Origin of the sequence: Terriglobus sp. 2YAB30_2 (genome assembly GCF_052114765.1) — a bacterium.
Taxonomy (GTDB): domain Bacteria; phylum Acidobacteriota; class Terriglobia; order Terriglobales; family Acidobacteriaceae; genus Terriglobus.
This window is the reverse complement of sequence record NZ_JBFRFJ010000015.1, coordinates 64,845-80,145: the sequence shown is the minus strand read 5'-3', so window position 1 is coordinate 80,145 and position 15,301 is coordinate 64,845. Positions and strand designations below refer to the sequence as shown.

Below are 15,301 nucleotides of genomic sequence, written 5' to 3'. Positions count from 1 at the left end.
TCACTGTCGGCCCTCCGTCGATGCATTCAGGAACTGATTGATCGTTCGCACGGCTTCATCCTGTCCGCTGCGATGGCTCCAGATGGGATAGGCGAGATCTCTGCCGGTTCGCGCCACCAGGCGGATACGGCCTGAGTTCGGCTTGGTGTCGAGCACAGCCTCTTCCAGATCTTTGAGTTCGCCAGTATTGGTTCGTACCGGCAGAAAGAGAGACATACGCCATTGCATCGCAACCGTACCCGCGCTTCGATCGAGTGCGATGGAGCCGGAGGTATATGACGCTGCCCAGAAAAGAGCGAGAGCCAACACGGTGATGCCCAGTCCGAATGCGCGATAGCGGAAGACAAGTGTCGCTACCTCGGCCGGCGCCTTTTCGGCCGAAAAGACCCGCGCCATCGAGCGACCGGTGAAGTAGAACATTGTGGCAAGCAGGATGCCGATCACGATTGCCAGCCATCCCGAAAGCAGGGATTGGCCTGGAGCCGCGATCACCAGCCGCGTGCCGCTACGTTCTACGATCTGAAACGCCGATTGGCCGATCACTCGAATCTCCTTACGCCCACGGGCTGTCGATATGCACCGCAATGCAGATGCCAACCCTGACAGGCATGATAATGGTGCGGGTGATTCCCACCTGGGCATTCAGTCCGGCGATGTTGTTATCGATGCCTTTCAAGCGTTCTTCGAGTTCCTTTTCGCCGATGTCGACAGCTACTGCTTCATTGACAAAGACACCTGCGCCGACTGAGGCAACCCAAGCCTCGGCCTTTCCAACCCAACCCTCTCCCTTCGTGACGGTAGCGTCCAACGCAAGCCCCTTCGCTTCGATGGAAGATGCTTTGATCGCCAGGTCTATGTTTTTGAATTCACCTTCAACATTAAGGATGTCGAAGGTGTGCGTCGGGTTGATCTGGTGATCTTGTTCGTGGTGCTGGTCGGTATGCTCGCCGAAGTACTCGAACCGGCTTTCCGCGTGGTAGTACTCCTTGACGTCTTCAATGCGGTTGTCCGTTGTCTTCCCATTGACCTTGAAGTTCAGGTCCTCGTGAACCGTCCACTCCTCGTTCTCCATGACGTCGGTCTTGAGATCCTTATCGATCTTCTCCGTCTGTTTGCCGTCGATCTGCTGCCATCGGTCGCCGTGGATCAGCTTGGCGTCGGTTGCATCTGTTCCGCTCAGAGCGGTAGCGGAGGTCATCGCCTTGGGATTCAGCTTGCCAAAATCCGGAGCGACGCTATCAGATCCGCCTTTGTTGGAACGGGTCGAGGTTGGAATATTTCCCTGAAAGACTCCCATCTGTTATCTCCTTTCGTTCCTGTTTATCAACCAATCTCACGCGAGAAGAACTGACTGCGTACATGCACACGGCCATTGGGCGCGGTCAGAATAATGTCGCCGTCGGAATGAATGTGTACCAGTGTCCTGCCAGTGCTGTCGTGTTTCTCGGTCATGGTCAGCGCAGAAGAGTTGGGTGTCGCCAGGACAACCGTCTCCTTGCTTGGCGTATCGATCATCTGCACCCGATTCCCGGCTTTCGTAACAATGCGCTTCACGTTGTTGTCTGGAATATCCGAGGTTGCTCCGAAGAAGCCGAGGCGAGGAGCCTGCTGCACGCCGTTCCAGACCGAGCCGAGAATAACGGGACGTTCCGGGTCGCCGTCTTCAAACACGATGGCAACCTCGTCACCGACCTCGGGCATGAACATGAAGCCGCGATCAGGGCCGGCATGCGGTGACACCATGCGCGCCCAGTGCGTAGAGCCATCCTGCTGCCAGAAAAACTGAACCTTGAGGCGGCCCATCTTCTTGGGATCGTTATGATCGACCACCCGTGCCGGCACCACGCCATACCAGGAACGAAGCGCCGGCTGCTGCGGATTCCTGTACTTCTTCCATGGAGTGCAGACAAAGGAGTTGCTGTATCCCTGCGGTTCCCAACGATGGATGACCTTTACGAGACCATAGGCGCCCTTGGCATCAATGTTGCCTTCGACTTCGACGATATCTCCAGCCTTCAACTGTTGATTGCGAGAGTGGCCGGTCGCAGTAACGCTGCCGCCGATGGAACGCTGGCTCTCTTTGCGGAGATAGTCCTGATAGCCATCAAGCGTCATGACACGCGCGCGCTGTGATGCAAATGCCGAGGGAAGCGACTGCGAGCGCGACTGGACCGCGCTGGTCAATTTACTCGAGGAAGGATAAAACTCGGTCGAGTCACTTATCTTTTGGAAGGTATTCGACTGCATGACATGGTGATCGTAGTGGGAGCCACTGACAGAGGCAGGTGCAAGCGAGCCCTTCACACGAAAGTCAATAAGACCATCTTCTCCACGCCACAATACTTTGCCACCGGGCTGGAAGGAATCGAAGACCTCGAGTCCTTTTTCAGAGGGCCGGAGCCAGCATCCATAGTCGTCGACAATCCGATTCAGGAACGAGAAGTCCGATTCGCCATACTGTACGTAGTTCAGCCCCTTGCCCCCGCCTCCGTTCACGGAAACGGAGAGACCCTCGCGGCCGGAGACGGTATTTGCGATCGACGATAAGGTTTGGTCAGAGTAGTACTCTTTCCGCGCTGTCAGGTCGAGCTTATAGCTCTCACTGACTGCGGTGAGCTGCGCGGTATAGCTGCCCCAGACCTCGTAGTTCAATTCGACATCCAGCACGAAGCCGGAGAAATTGACGTGCTCTACGCCGTCCTGGTCAGTCGTCTTGATCTGGACAGCCTGCCCAAGGAAGTCCTCGACTGGGATTCGTTTGTCTTCCGTCTGTCGGCAGACAATGGTGCACCACCAGTGCTGGTTAAGCTCTTGCGTGATTTCGACAGATGCGAGCAATGCATCCTGCAGCAGGTTGTCGCCAATTTGAATGTGAGGTAATGCCATGATGAGTGCCCTCAGACCTCGGTAGATGGCGTTGCAGAGAAGAACTCTGACGCCGAGCGGTCTTAATTGCCCAACTGGAGGTCGTGGTAGTTCTGTTGGTCTAGCGCGGGTTGAATACTGACGGAGAGAACGTGATTACTGCCACCTCCGCTTGATACGTTCCAGGAGCTGATCCAGCCCTTGAAAGAGAGTGTGCAGATGGCGTCCTGCCGATGTTCGTCTTTCCAGAATTCGATCTTTACGTCTTTGATCTTGTCTTTTGTCGGGACATTGGCAAGATCGAAGTATTTCTTCACCGTGGCGAATGGAACGTTGACGGTGTCGTGCATGTCAGCGGAAAAGTCCATCGCGCAGCTCAGAGAGCCCATCGACGGCATCCCGTTCGTATCAACAACCGTGGCCAGGCCGATCTGTGTCGAAAAGGCGTTGAGTTTAATGCCGTCGACGGTGATGGTCGTATTCGATGGATTTGCCATGCTTATCTCCTCACGGGGCTGAATCGTATGTTGACGGTCTCCATCTGGAGACCATTTGCGTCTACTTGCGCTCCGCGGCATTTTTTGCGAGGAGCCTACGAATATTGGGAATCGTGTACGGCAGTTGTTGTGTCGTAATCCATTGCGACCGCTCTGCGTCGAGTTCGTATATGCCGGAAGCGGAGTTCCACTTCAGCAACACTGGTTCCGGGAAGGACTCGTGTCCGGTCGTCGCCTGGTAAATCAACACCAACGCCGGATACTTCGATTTGCTCTCTGCGGTGCCGATGGCGGAGAGGGAGACACAGCTCTCAGCTTCGGTCCAATCGGTGCCAAAGGTGACGATAAGGTGTGTCTTTCCTGTGCCGTTAACCGTAGCGAGACCGCATTGATGAAAGGGCGGGCCGGCAGCGTCTCCATTCTTTGAAAAACGCACAGGCACAAGTGTGAGTGCCGGAGACACTGACAACGACATGATCTGTTTGCGGTCAATCTCCAGCTCTGCCGCTCCGGTTGGCAACGTGGGTGCCGTGACTTTGCCGGCGGCTGCGTTCGCATCCACAGGCGTAGCCTTCCGCATGGCGGTCTGTGCGTGGCAGGCAACGCTGCTGAGTGTCGCGAGCATGAGGAAGTGATGACTAAGGCGTCGCAGCGTCATAAGCTCCCTGCAGATTGGCGTCATAGTGGTTGTCCTTATACGCTGAACCGTTATAGATACGGGCGAAGGTCGCCCAGTTGCGATTTTGAATCGCTTGCGTCAGCGTGGCGTTGAACTTGATGAAGGCGACAAATGCCCGTAACTGCTGTTGGATCGACTGGCACATAGCGGTCACAAAGAGATCTACGGTTCCGAAACCTGCCTGAGCATAGTTGTCGCCGAGAATCTGAAATGCACCCCAGGAGGCTGCCCGGAGGGCCGCTGTCGCATCGAGCTGATAGGCACGCTGCAACTTGTCATACTGCGCCGCATATTTTCCATACCCACCGCGGTTGGCGTTGGAGATATCAGGCGCAAACCGGTCATAACGGCCAGCCGTGAAGCGATGGAAGAGGTGACGCTCGAAGAGAATCGTGGGGCGGCCGAACTCATCATAGGCTCCACGGGGAGCTTCTACCGACGTAACCGCCTTGATCGCACGCACCTCACAGCACAACTCATCCGCGGCGACCTTGTAATCGTCATCCGTCAGCTTCGCATCACCTGTACGGTAGGGAAGTCGAAGTCCTCCGGCTGCGCCGGCCATTAGCCGTTGCCCTGTTGTCATCGCAAGCTGCTGGAAGGTCGCGCTGTGGGGTTCTACGATGCCATCTGCGAACGGCATATGCATGATCCGTCGCTGGAAGGTAGTGATCGCCGTATAAGTCTGACGATCGAAGCTGCCATTCTGCGGAACAATGATTCCAGTACGTGCCGATTGCCGGTCGAGCAGACGCTGCACCAGGCGCACATCCTGTTCTTCGTTCGGCTTTCCGGGTCCGACGGCTTTTTTGAGCTCCTCACGAAATGACATCAGTCAATCTCCACAATGACGCAGGTGGCATTGTCGTGTCCGCCGGCGTCGTTTGCTGCGCCTACCAGTTGTTGACACGCCTGTTCCGGCGAAGATGTTGTCAGTAGCAGTGCAAGCATCTCGGAGGTGCGCAACGCCTTACTGACACCGTCCGTAGCGAAAATGAAACAGTCGCCGAGCTCGACGCGCACCATGCTGACTGCTGGGATCACGATCTCTGAAGCGCCCACTGCCTGAGTCAACATCGAATCCCATTGCTGCATGGCCTGTTTTGAGCTGTGGTTCAAACCCTCCCGCAGCTTTTCCGCCAGTTGGGAATGATCTTCTGTCAGGCGATGGAGCGATTGCCGGCGAAGCAGGTAAGCGCGGCTGTCACCGACATGCGCGATCCACATGCGTGTGCCATCGAAGTGGGCCGCAACGATAGTCGTGCACATGCCCTGATAGACGGCGTCATTGAGAGACGACTGGTAGATGTAACGGTTGGCGCCCTGGATAGCCCGGTGCAGCTCATTACCCCCGTCGTTGGAATCCGCCAGCGTTTCGGGGAACGTACGTAGAACACAATCGACAGCCGACTGGCTGGCAACTTCGCCTGCACGCGATCCGCCAACGCCGTCGCAGACGACGAAGAGTCCTCGGCCCAGATCGAAACCGAAGGCATCTTCATTCGTTCGCCGGATGCGTCCGACATCGCTGGCTCCTGCTGCGCTGATACGTATCTCCATTTACATCTCACTCTTGGCGCGGCGCTTTGTCGTAAGGCGCAGTTCAACTGAATTTGCCAGGGTTACCTTGCTGCCTCGACGCAACAGTGCCGGGCTTCCCGGCTGGACGGGTTCTCCATTGATAAGGGTTCCATTCGAGCTGCGAAGATCGGTGAGATAAAGCTGTCCGTTCTTGCGGACAATCTCGCAGTGAAAGCGGGAGATTGCATGCTCAACATCCTGAATGACGATGTCATTCTTCTGGCTTCCATGTTGCGGCACAGCGCCAATGCGGATGAGATCGCGGTCGAGCGGATAGCTCTTGCCGGACTCGAGGCCGCGGGTGACCTCCAGTACGGCATACCGATGCTGACGGCGGCGGCGGATCCACATCGTCACCATGCCCGCAAGAGCTACGATGCCGACTCCGCCTCCAAGCCAGAAGAGACGGGACCGAAGCGACTGTGCCGCACTGATGCGCGAACGAAGGTCGCGCACCATGGGGTTCGAAGGTGAAAGCCTCTCTGCAACACTCAGCGCCGTAGAGGCTTGTGCAAAATTGCCATTGAGGAACGAGCTCTGCGCCTGTAGCAAGGAGGCGCTGCTTTGTTGTTCTGCGTTCTGCGCGTCCTGCTGCTGATGCTGTTCCTGCACCTGCTGTTGCTGCTGTTGCGTCTGTGTCGTCTGCAGTTTGGTCTGCGCTTCTTTATATCCCTGCACCGCTGCTGCATTGGAAGGGTCGATCTGTACGACCTGCGAGTAGTACGACATCTGCTGCTGCGGATCGTTCGTGGAAAGCGCCTGGTTCATCAGGCCGGCAACCTTGGCCTTATTCTTCTCGTCGTCAGCTTCTTTCTTCGCGCTCGCCTGCTGTTGCGCCAGAATCATGGTTTCGGCCGCGGAGGGCGCCGCTGCTGCCGCTTGTGTGACAGCAGGAGGAGTTGGTGGCGGCGGCGGAGGAGCCGATTTGGCCGCCATGCCGAAGGTCTTCGGCAGCGTGATGGCGCTGATCTTCTGCAGCTCAAGGTGGTCTAACGCGTTCGGCAGAACAACCGTCATGGATCCCGCAGAGAGCTTTGCACCTTGTGCTGCATTCGCGCTTTCCGCCCGGGTATCGGTGAAGACTGAGGTCAGGTTGCCGCCAACCCAAACCGCAATCGTACGTCCGGAGATGATGATGGTTTGGTCTACCGCCTTCGTTGTCGTTGTCGGAGGGCGCTTTACAAGCGGGTCGATGGTGCCCGCAAACGGTCCCAGGCCGATTGAGTATCCGCCGGAGAGCTGTCCGGGAGTATTTCGTAACAGGATGGATGAGAAACCTGTCCCCGGTTTGTTATTTCCTGTGACAGCGGCGCTGACCTGTACGATGGCATCTTCCATCATGGTTCCGTTCTCAAGTCCGCCGGGGCCGCTCTCTCCGTGAATACGGCCGCTATCTACCTTCCATGTGGCATCATGCGATTTTGTCGTTCCTCCCGCCATCCCGAATGAGAAGGTCTTCTGCAGGGCGTGTCCCATGCCTTCCTTTGCATCCGCCGCGCGCGCGACGCTTTTCCACCCATTCAGGTCGCTACCGTCAAAAAGCGAGCCTAGGTTGAGCGGAGTGACCTTGATGTTACGGACCTGAAATTGGCCATTGCCCTTAGCCTCGAAGCCGATATATCCAGCACGGCTACCGAGGTTGCCCGGACTTGCAGTGATGACATCGTCGATCCGGACACGAAGCTTACCGTGATTCGCTTCGATCTGAACCCGATGCCATCCCGACGGAATAATGGAGATGGAAGAGCGATCCAGATCTTCTACACCTCCTACGCCGGCTGCGTTATTAGTGTTATCGAGATCGATTGTGAGACCGCCGTTGTTCTCGCTGGTTGTCCAGAGACGAAGCTTTGCACCGACCGGCGTGACGATGTTGTACTCAAATTGCAGGTTGATATCGGCGAAGGGAACTGCCGTGAGAGCATGCCGATCGCCGGACCCGGTTCCCGACAGCGTGCCGCCGTTCGTCGTCCATGTCCCTTGAGTGTTCCAGCCCAGTAGCGAAGTGCCGTTGAAGAGGCTCAGCGGTGTTTGACCCACTGCAGAACCCGCCGTGCTCAAACCAAGTAGACCAACTGCCAGCAACGCCTCGATCTTCACTGCGATACCTCCTCGGGCTGCTCTGATTGCGCCGCCTCGAGACTTTCTTCGTTATGCGCATCCGGATGCTCGACCGAGAAGAGAAGCTCTGTCTTCTGGTCGTCATCGACAGAGAGGTCCAGATGAATCCGCGAACCTGGACTCACATCTTCCGTAAGCAGGATCCCCGCAAGCGGCGACAACACTTCACGCTGCATCACACGGCCCGCCGGACGAGCCCCGTACTCCGGGTCATAGGAGAGACCTGCGAGAAATTCGATGGCGCTGTCTGTCGCTTCCAGCCTCAGCTCCCTGTCATCCTGCAGCTTCCTGTCCAGCTTACGGAGGTGTGTCTCGACAATGCGTCGCAGTTCCTTCATGCCCAGTGGATGGAAGGGAATGACCTGTCCGATCCGGTTATAGAGCTCGGGACGCAGGTTGGCTTTGACCGTCTCGAGGATGATCTTCTCGCGCAGTTGATTGTCCTCGCCGGCGACCATGGACTCTCGTACCCCCAGGTTCGAGGTGAAGAGCACAACCGCATTGGTAAAGTCGCAGAAGCGTCCCTTCGCATCGGTCAATCTGCCTTCATCAAGCACGCCCAGCAACAGATCGAGAATCGCGGGATGTCCTTTCTCCACCTCATCGAAGAGGACGATGGAGTAAGGAGCGCGGCGTACCTGCTCCGTCAGGAAGCCACCTTCATCTGAGCCGACCAGGCCAGGCCGTGACCCAATCAGCCCGGCGGCCGATGAGGCGTCCTTATACTCGCCCATATCGATGCGGATCAAGGCGCTCTCATCGTCGAAGAGTGACTCCGCCAGTGCCTTGGCCAGTTCTGTCTTGCCGACACCTGTCGGGCCTACAAAGAGGAAAGATGCAGGTGAGCGCTTGAGCTGCAGGTCGGTACGCATGCGCCGTGCCGCTTCAGAGACAGCATGAATCGCTTCCGGTTGACCATAAACCCGCTCTGCCAGGCGATCTTCCAGATGTACAAGCCGTTCTCGCTCGCTCTCCAGCATGCGAGAGGCGGGTACTCCTGAACGCTCAGCAACAACTTCAGCGATATGTTCCGGAAGAACCTTATCTGCGATCAATGTGTTTTCGTTGGCGCTTTCACGTGAGAGACGCAGCTTCTGCTCCAGATCGTCCCGCTGCTCTTCCAGGTATTTGAGTGTGCCATAGCGGATCTCAGCGGCCCTGGTGACATCGCCTGCACCTTCCGCGGAGGCAAGCAGACGGCGCTGTTCCTCGATTGCCTGTGCCGTCCGCCCCAGTTCAATGCGCGCTGAGCGCTGCTTCTCCCATGCATCGGCATCGGCGGCGATCTTCGGTTCCAGCTCCGCGATCTCGGATTCGAGCTCTGTTATCTGCCGGCTTTGTGCGGCTGAAGGGCGGGGAAGCGACCGCAGCGTCTCCAGTTCGGCCCGTTTGCGGGTCAGCAGGCGCTCCTGTTGATCGAGCGCTGTCGGCCGCGATTCCAACTGCATCCGCAACCGCGCCGTGGCTGCATCGATCACGTCGATGGCCTTGTCCGGCAGGAAGCGGTCGCGCATGTAGCGGCGTGAAAGTTTGATCGCGGCGTGAAGTGCTTCGTCGGTCAGGTCAACCCCATGGAAGATGGCATAGCGCTCACGAATACCGCGCAGGATATAGACCATGGACTCATCGGTCGGCTCACCGACCTGTACCCGCTCAAACCGCCGTGCCAGTGCACCGTCCTTTTCGATCCGCTCTCTGTACTCATCGAAGGTGGTGGCTCCCACGCAGCGCAGTTCTCCGCGTGCGAGCGCGGGCTTCAGGATATTGGCTGCGTCCATGCCGCCCTCAGTTCCACCGGCTCCGACAAGCTGATGGATCTCATCGAGGAAGAGGATGATCTCGCCTTTGCGCAGGCGAACCTCATCGACGACGGCTTTAATCCGCTCCTCAAATTCACCACGGTACTTCGCGCCGGCCACAAGTCCCATCAGATCGAGAGCAACGACGCGGCAGCGCTTCATGCTTTCAGGCACATCCTGCGAGGCAATACGGATGGCAAGTGCTTCGACGATAGCGGTCTTGCCCGTTCCAGGGTCGCCAACCAGAACCGGATTCGACTTGGTCTTTCGCAGCAGTGTCTGGATCAGTTGCCGCACCTCTTCGTCGCGGCCAAAGACGGGCATCAGTTCACCGGCCGCTGCGGCCGCTGTGAGATCACGCCCAAACCGATCCAGCATCTTCGTGCCGCTCTCAAGATCGCTTCGGGAAGGCTGCGGGTTTACCACTTCCTGAGCCGATGTAGAGACCGAGGTGGGAGCCGCGGCTCCGCGAATATCCTCGAGCGTAATGCCGGCATTACGGAAGTCGCTCCGCAGGTCGTTGTGTCCTGTCGCGAGAGCTGCTTCCAGCACATCAATTGGCTCTGCCGATGGACGGCGATGGCTGTCGGCAATCTTGAAGGACTCCGCCAGCAACGTACGCAATGTCTGCGAGGCAAGCGGCCTGCGGCCGTACTCCAACGTCTGCTGTGAGAGCTGGTCAGCGCGGCGCGACAGGGCATCGAGCAGAGGCGTGAGGTTGATCTGCCTCTGCAGCAGAACCTGCTTCAGGCTGCCATCTTCCGTATCGATCAGACGAAGCAGCAGGTGCTCCGGCTGAATCAGGGCTTGCCGTCTCTCCTCGGCCAATAGCCGGGCACCGGCGAGACCGGATTCCATCTCATCGGACAGCTTGCTTAGATCGAGTGCCATCTTCCCTCCGTTCCCGTTTATTCCAAACGCCGGCGGCGCGGACGTTCATTCAATTCCGACGAGTTGGGCATGCTGTCTCGTGGCATCCATGGCGGCTGGACGTCGATTGCGTCATCGGCGAGCGGCTGGATGGGAGCTACAGGTTTGCGATTGACCGGAATCGGCTCTGCGCGCCGGTAGCTCTCTACCGGAGCTGCAGTGGCTGCCACCGTTGCAGGTTCTCTGGGAAGATCAGTACGTTCGATGCCGCGAACTTCCGGTGCTTCCCGATTGCCGGCGTAGAAGCGATGACGTGTGAACAGCAGCGCCGTGTGCACGGTGTGATACGAGGGAACGGTCACACGCAGATCGGTGATGGTGGGCACATCCGGTGCTTCGAAATCAATCTCGATATTGAACTGTTCATCCAGCCTGGCTTCGCCGGAGAGGATCAGGCTTTCACGGCGAAACCCGGAACCTTCGTTGATGCGGATCTCGGCTCCGATCGTAATTCCTCGCAGCCACGGCTTATTGCGGTCGCCGACCAGGATCAGGCGATAGCGATCGCGGCCCTCGAGTCGCAGGTTCGAGAAGAAGATCGTCATCTCGTCCGCGATGCCCTGAACACGAGCCGGCCGAGCCGCGAGGCGATAGAGAACTTTGCCGCCGCGATCGAAGATGAAGTTCGCGCTCTCGATCGCTGCGCTCTTTCTGAAGTCAATGTACTTGCCTTCGAGCGCGAGCTCCAGCTTTTCAAGATTCAGCAGCGATTGCAGCGATTTCTTGATTTCGATAGCGAGATTCGCATCGAGCTTGATGGTGCGGCCCAGTTGCAGCATGTGTTTCTGCAGCTCAAGCAGGCCAAGGAACTCACTCTCGCCCGTTTCGCGCAGCGTGTCATAGTACTGTTGCATGCCGGTGGCGATGTCGAAGAAGATCGCTGCCGAGTGCAGCATGCGGCGCACGCGGCTGAAGAAACGGTCCGGCGGCTGGGTGCGGTCCAGAAGATCATAGGCCGTATTCTGCAGCTCAAGCACCATCCGTTCCGCAAACTGGATGGAGTCGCGGTCTACTTCTGTCTCAAGTCCGCGCTCGGTGAAGATCACCATAAACTCACGCATGGCGCGATGCAGCTCTGCATATGCAGAGGCGAGACGGTTGATGCTCTCAACGATGCGGCGTGCACCGGTCATCAGTTCAGAGTGGGCGGCGAGAGTGATACAGGGAGGGATAAACTGCGGGTCGGCCTCAAACATCATGCCGGTTGCCGGCCGGCGGATGCGAGCGACGGCGACACTTTGTTGCAGCTCCGCGGCGGTGACATCGAGTGCAATACGGAAGCTCGGCGCACGTTCAGTCCGCATCTGGGGATTGAACGAATCCGCTACGCCATCTGTCTTGAGCCGTTCCGACGGATTGCTGACTACGTATACGACGGCTTCCGCAACCCCGGCAAGTTCCTCTTTATTGAAACGAGTGCTGATGCTCCCAACAGCATCCAGGTCGATCACGATGCCTGAAGGGCTGATTCCACGGACACGAGAGACGGAGATATCCAGAGACTCGGCGGTCTCGTGCAGCGCGACTTCGGGATCGAAACGTGAGGTTCCTAGGTCGGTTTCGGGAAGACGAATACCCCCGCCGATCAGTCCGTAACCTGGAGTAAGGTAGCGAACGCCCCAGGAGACAAGTGACTCGAGATAGCGCTCTTGGCGGAGAAAGTGCTCGGGCGTGAGCAGCATTCCGTGTTCCCAGTTAACAGAGCGAAGGGTTAGGGTGCTGTCGGTTTCAGATCGAATTTCATGCATGGCTAGCTCCAGACCATGTCTCTTGTGCGACGGAAGCATCATCCGCGCGGACATGTGTTGGTAGATCGGGTGCGGCATCCAAAGCCATACCCATGTGGGTGTTGATACCAAGGCGGGCATTGCGTTGGGCAAAACCCAGGCGAGGTGCTTGCCGAAGATCCTCAACCAGCCAACGAACCTCAAAGATCGTTGAAACGGGAAGAATCAGATCAAGGACACGCCGTAGAAGCATGCGTCCTTCCGCGGTCTCTTCAAACCGCTCATAATCCGCTAGCGTGGACGGGCCGACTTCAACCTGCAGCACCGCCAGGTCCTCAGCTCCATCGCCGAGAAGCAGATCCATACCGAGCCGCGAGGCGCGATAACCCAGGCGAGAAAGCGATTCTTTCGGAAGAATGCTCTGCGATGGACGATAGGAGAGGGAATTGACTCTCAGGCCAAGCAAGACCTCAAGCAGAAAACAGCATCCGTTCTCGGAGCACGAAAGCTGCGGAATCTGCGCGACAACCGACGCAAGTGGATACCACGTTGTGCGCGGCCAGAGCTCTGCATCGATACCGAACAGCGATAGCCAGCGAGCACACGCATCCGGAGCATCCGGTCCAATGCGGAACAGCGGTGCGCCTTCATAGAACCAGTGCCTCAGTTTCTCAAGGGGGTCGTCAACAACCTGCAATATCTCGCGGGTGCCGGCCTCACGTTCTCCGCCGGAGTCCCACATGCCTGTCGGCAGCGCATGGACGAAGCCCGTGCCGGAGACATCCAGTTCGACCGGCGTGCCCGGTGTCAGTGGAGCGCCTGGTGAGGGACTCTGCCGCACAATGGTTCCTGCAGGAGTTGCCTGCAGGCCGATACGGCGTAAGGTAATCCGCTGCGGACTTACGCCCCGGGCCTGCAATGAGAGCAGCGCAGAGTCCAGGGAGTGCCGGTGAGCATGGTTGCCGGTAACAAAGTTTGGCATCAACCGGGCTGGGGCCGTGTGTGCTAGTTCTTCCATACGAACTGCACCTCCAGTTCCAGCCCTTGTACAAGCCGTGATCGAAGCGAGGTCTCTACCTGTGAACGCAGCATCGGTAATTCGATCTCCGGCTTATCGAATGCCTGGGCGTCCAGTGTGAGCAGCAGGCGTTCCACTCTGCGTAACCCGCCTTCGCGACGCTCCAGACCGGAGCTGATGGAAGCAGCCACGATTCTGCGGTCGAGAGCGAGGGCAGAGGTTTCGAGGTCTGTGCGTGTCACGATGCGGCCGCGGGTCAGCAGCGCATCGGCAAAGCGCCGCTCTGCGTTGGCAAGACTCTCCACGTTGGCCCCGCCAGCAGCGGCAGTAAATGGCGCAAGGCGGATGCCGGTCATGGCTGCGGCATGAGCAAACCCGGTAATGTCTCCAGGGCCAACCTGGTTTCCGAGTTCGCCATTGGTGAGCCACAGACGAACGTTCGCGCGATGATGGGAAGATCCATCAGGATTGGTGCCCGGATACAGCGTTAGCTTACCGTTATGCAGAGCAAAGCGGCCTGCATGCGACTTCGTGCGCGGATATAGAACCGATTCATAAGGCTCGTTCTCCACACTCATGATGGAGAGCGGCGCAACCAGATACTCCGGTGTGTCGCTTTGGCGTGTGACCGGGATAGACGTGCCGTCCCGGTCAAAGTCCACCGTCTGGTTGCGCGCATAGACGTTGGACGCGGTCATGCTGTGCAGCAGAATGCCGTTGACCGCATGATGCAACGTCGGAGTCCCTTTGGGCATGGAGATCTTGATCCAGAGCCTGGGCTCTTCGAGTAGTCTCGAGGCGTCGCGATTCAGCAGCCGCGAAAGTGCAGGTTCCAGTAATCGCGGGCAGCGGCACAGGAATCGATCGCCGGCATACATCGGAGGGAAGACAAACTGGCGCCCACTATAAAAGCCATCCGGAATACTTGGAAGTGCGGCGTCAAGATGCGAAACCTCCTCGCCCTGGTGAAGCTGGAACGCGAGTTGATAGACTCCGCCATTCGTACGCTTCGGGCGCAGCAGGCCCTCGCTTGAGAGATCGCCGTTTTGATCGAAGATCCACCATGACTCATGGCAGAGGGCATGTTGCACCGGATAGCTACCGGGGCCGAGGTCGAAAAAGATGCCGTGCCGGTTGAGCAGGGATGGCGAAAGATTTTCTATGGCAAGGAAGAGTGCTGGATGTGGCCCAAGGCCGACGGGCGTGGGCTCCATGGAAGGCCGCATCGCCTGAACGGCTTCGCTCATCTCTACGCCCGTCAACAGGCGGAGGCTCTGGTCCTGATAACTCAGAGCGAAGGCAATACGCGCTTGCGATATCTCGACAGTTGCATCCAGACCGAAGGTAAGTCGCTCGCCGGAAGCGGCTACGGCATTCAGCTCTGTTCCGTTACGAAGAATGCGCGGTTCCGGTTGATGGCTGACAAACCGGACAGCAGCCTGGGCAGGCCGGGCAAGATATTGCTGAACATTGAGCCCGTCCATCAGTTCGTGAAGCAGTGCACCACGCAGTTGATCGGTATCGCCGTAAATCTGATCGACCTGCTGCGCAACGGTACGGAACAGGACAGCCAGCAGCGGATCGATCGTATCCGTGCTGACGCCAAAGTCCTTAACGCGGCGTCGGAAGTCATCGCGAAGTTTACGGTCAATCTCGAGAACGCTTGGTGTCTGTGGGCTCACAACTGTTACCTCTTCTAGACGAAGATGTCTTCTATCGCTCGGGGACTACGCTGGCGGTAATGCGCTCCTGCGAGGAAATGTCTTCCAACGTAATCGCATAGGTGTCGACATCCCGTCCGGCACTCAGCTCGCGCACAACTTCGGTCACGGCATAGCCCGTGATCTGAAGTTCGGTGAGCGACTGATTAATGCGTTCCATGGCAAGATGCGCCGCGTCTGCGCGTAGCCGCGCATCTTCAAAGAGATCGCGGAGGCCGAAGTTGGGACATGCCTTCCAGGATCCTTGCGGTGTTCTCGCCATCATCTGGAGCAACGAGATCAATGCGGCGGAGCGTTCACTCCGTCTTAATAGGCCGTTCTCCTGCAGACGCATGGGAAATGAAAGGGACGACATAACGATCA

At 57.8% G+C, this 15,301-nt stretch carries 13 protein-coding genes; all 13 read right to left on the bottom strand.

Features of this window, described 5'->3' with window-relative positions; genetic code table 11:
* The 13 genes from AB4Y89_RS19505 to AB4Y89_RS19445 all read right to left on the bottom strand — a co-directional run bounded on the left by AB4Y89_RS19505 (position 1) and on the right by AB4Y89_RS19445 (position 15,293).
* Positions 1 to 543, bottom strand: coding sequence for a hypothetical protein (locus tag AB4Y89_RS19505; RefSeq protein ID WP_442302611.1), 543 nt, complete (start codon positions 541 to 543; stop codon positions 1 to 3).
* Between the two features lie 10 nt (positions 544 to 553).
* The gene (locus AB4Y89_RS19500) at positions 554 to 1,297 is read right to left on the bottom strand and encodes a hypothetical protein (protein WP_442302610.1); all 744 of its coding nucleotides are present in this window, start codon (positions 1,295 to 1,297) and stop codon (positions 554 to 556) included.
* A gap of 26 nt (positions 1,298 to 1,323) precedes the next feature.
* Positions 1,324 to 2,886 (bottom strand): type VI secretion system Vgr family protein, encoded by a 1,563-nt coding sequence (locus tag AB4Y89_RS19495; RefSeq protein ID WP_442302609.1) that lies wholly within the window; start codon positions 2,884 to 2,886, stop codon positions 1,324 to 1,326.
* Positions 2,887 to 2,948: 62 nt separating this feature from the next.
* Complete coding sequence (locus AB4Y89_RS19490; RefSeq protein WP_442302608.1) at positions 2,949 to 3,362, bottom strand: hypothetical protein; 414 nt, start codon at positions 3,360 to 3,362, stop codon at positions 2,949 to 2,951.
* A gap of 61 nt (positions 3,363 to 3,423) precedes the next feature.
* Positions 3,424 to 4,020 (bottom strand): hypothetical protein, encoded by a 597-nt coding sequence (locus tag AB4Y89_RS19485; protein ID WP_442302607.1) that lies wholly within the window; start codon positions 4,018 to 4,020, stop codon positions 3,424 to 3,426.
* A complete protein-coding gene (locus AB4Y89_RS19480) occupies positions 4,001 to 4,873 on the bottom strand; it encodes an N-acetylmuramidase family protein (RefSeq protein WP_442302606.1) in 873 nt (290 codons plus the stop codon). The genes AB4Y89_RS19485 and AB4Y89_RS19480 overlap by 20 nt, the downstream gene beginning before the upstream one ends.
* On the bottom strand, positions 4,873 to 5,601 hold the full coding sequence (locus AB4Y89_RS19475; protein WP_442302605.1) for a PP2C family protein-serine/threonine phosphatase: 729 nt from the start codon (positions 5,599 to 5,601) through the stop codon (positions 4,873 to 4,875). Before AB4Y89_RS19475 ends, AB4Y89_RS19480 begins: the two co-directional genes overlap by 1 nt.
* The gene (locus tag AB4Y89_RS19470; RefSeq protein WP_442302604.1) at positions 5,602 to 7,722 is read right to left on the bottom strand and encodes a family 16 glycoside hydrolase; all 2,121 of its coding nucleotides are present in this window, start codon (positions 7,720 to 7,722) and stop codon (positions 5,602 to 5,604) included.
* Complete coding sequence (locus AB4Y89_RS19465) at positions 7,719 to 10,433, bottom strand: ATP-dependent Clp protease ATP-binding subunit (protein WP_442302603.1); 2,715 nt, start codon at positions 10,431 to 10,433, stop codon at positions 7,719 to 7,721. The genes AB4Y89_RS19470 and AB4Y89_RS19465 overlap by 4 nt, the downstream gene beginning before the upstream one ends.
* Positions 10,434 to 10,450: 17 nt before the next feature.
* The gene (tssK, locus tag AB4Y89_RS19460) at positions 10,451 to 12,220 is read right to left on the bottom strand and encodes a type VI secretion system baseplate subunit TssK (protein ID WP_442302602.1); all 1,770 of its coding nucleotides are present in this window, start codon (positions 12,218 to 12,220) and stop codon (positions 10,451 to 10,453) included.
* On the bottom strand, positions 12,213 to 13,217 hold the full coding sequence (locus AB4Y89_RS19455) for a type VI secretion system baseplate subunit TssG (protein ID WP_442302601.1): 1,005 nt from the start codon (positions 13,215 to 13,217) through the stop codon (positions 12,213 to 12,215). Before AB4Y89_RS19455 ends, tssK begins: the two co-directional genes overlap by 8 nt.
* Entirely contained in the window at positions 13,205 to 14,899 is a 1,695-nt protein-coding gene (locus tag AB4Y89_RS19450) for a hypothetical protein (RefSeq protein ID WP_442302600.1), read from the bottom strand. The genes AB4Y89_RS19455 and AB4Y89_RS19450 overlap by 13 nt, the downstream gene beginning before the upstream one ends.
* A 31-nt stretch (positions 14,900 to 14,930) precedes the next feature.
* On the bottom strand, positions 14,931 to 15,293 hold the full coding sequence (locus AB4Y89_RS19445) for a hypothetical protein (RefSeq protein WP_442302599.1): 363 nt from the start codon (positions 15,291 to 15,293) through the stop codon (positions 14,931 to 14,933).
* Positions 15,294 to 15,301 lie beyond the last annotated feature (8 nt).

Coding starts and splice junctions, on each gene's coding strand:
- AB4Y89_RS19455 (WP_442302601.1), bottom strand. CDS start 13,217: ATGGAAGAACTAGCACACACGGCCCCAGCCCGGTTGATGCCAAACTTT.
- AB4Y89_RS19485 (WP_442302607.1), bottom strand. CDS start 4,020: ATGACGCTGCGACGCCTTAGTCATCACTTCCTCATGCTCGCGACACTC.
- AB4Y89_RS19465 (WP_442302603.1), bottom strand. CDS start 10,433: ATGGCACTCGATCTAAGCAAGCTGTCCGATGAGATGGAATCCGGTCTC.
- AB4Y89_RS19480 (WP_442302606.1), bottom strand. CDS start 4,873: ATGTCATTTCGTGAGGAGCTCAAAAAAGCCGTCGGACCCGGAAAGCCG.
- AB4Y89_RS19500 (WP_442302610.1), bottom strand. CDS start 1,297: ATGGGAGTCTTTCAGGGAAATATTCCAACCTCGACCCGTTCCAACAAA.
- tssK (WP_442302602.1), bottom strand. CDS start 12,220: ATGCATGAAATTCGATCTGAAACCGACAGCACCCTAACCCTTCGCTCT.
- AB4Y89_RS19490 (WP_442302608.1), bottom strand. CDS start 3,362: ATGGCAAATCCATCGAATACGACCATCACCGTCGACGGCATTAAACTC.
- AB4Y89_RS19445 (WP_442302599.1), bottom strand. CDS start 15,293: ATGTCGTCCCTTTCATTTCCCATGCGTCTGCAGGAGAACGGCCTATTA.
- AB4Y89_RS19475 (WP_442302605.1), bottom strand. CDS start 5,601: ATGGAGATACGTATCAGCGCAGCAGGAGCCAGCGATGTCGGACGCATC.
- AB4Y89_RS19495 (WP_442302609.1), bottom strand. CDS start 2,886: ATGGCATTACCTCACATTCAAATTGGCGACAACCTGCTGCAGGATGCA.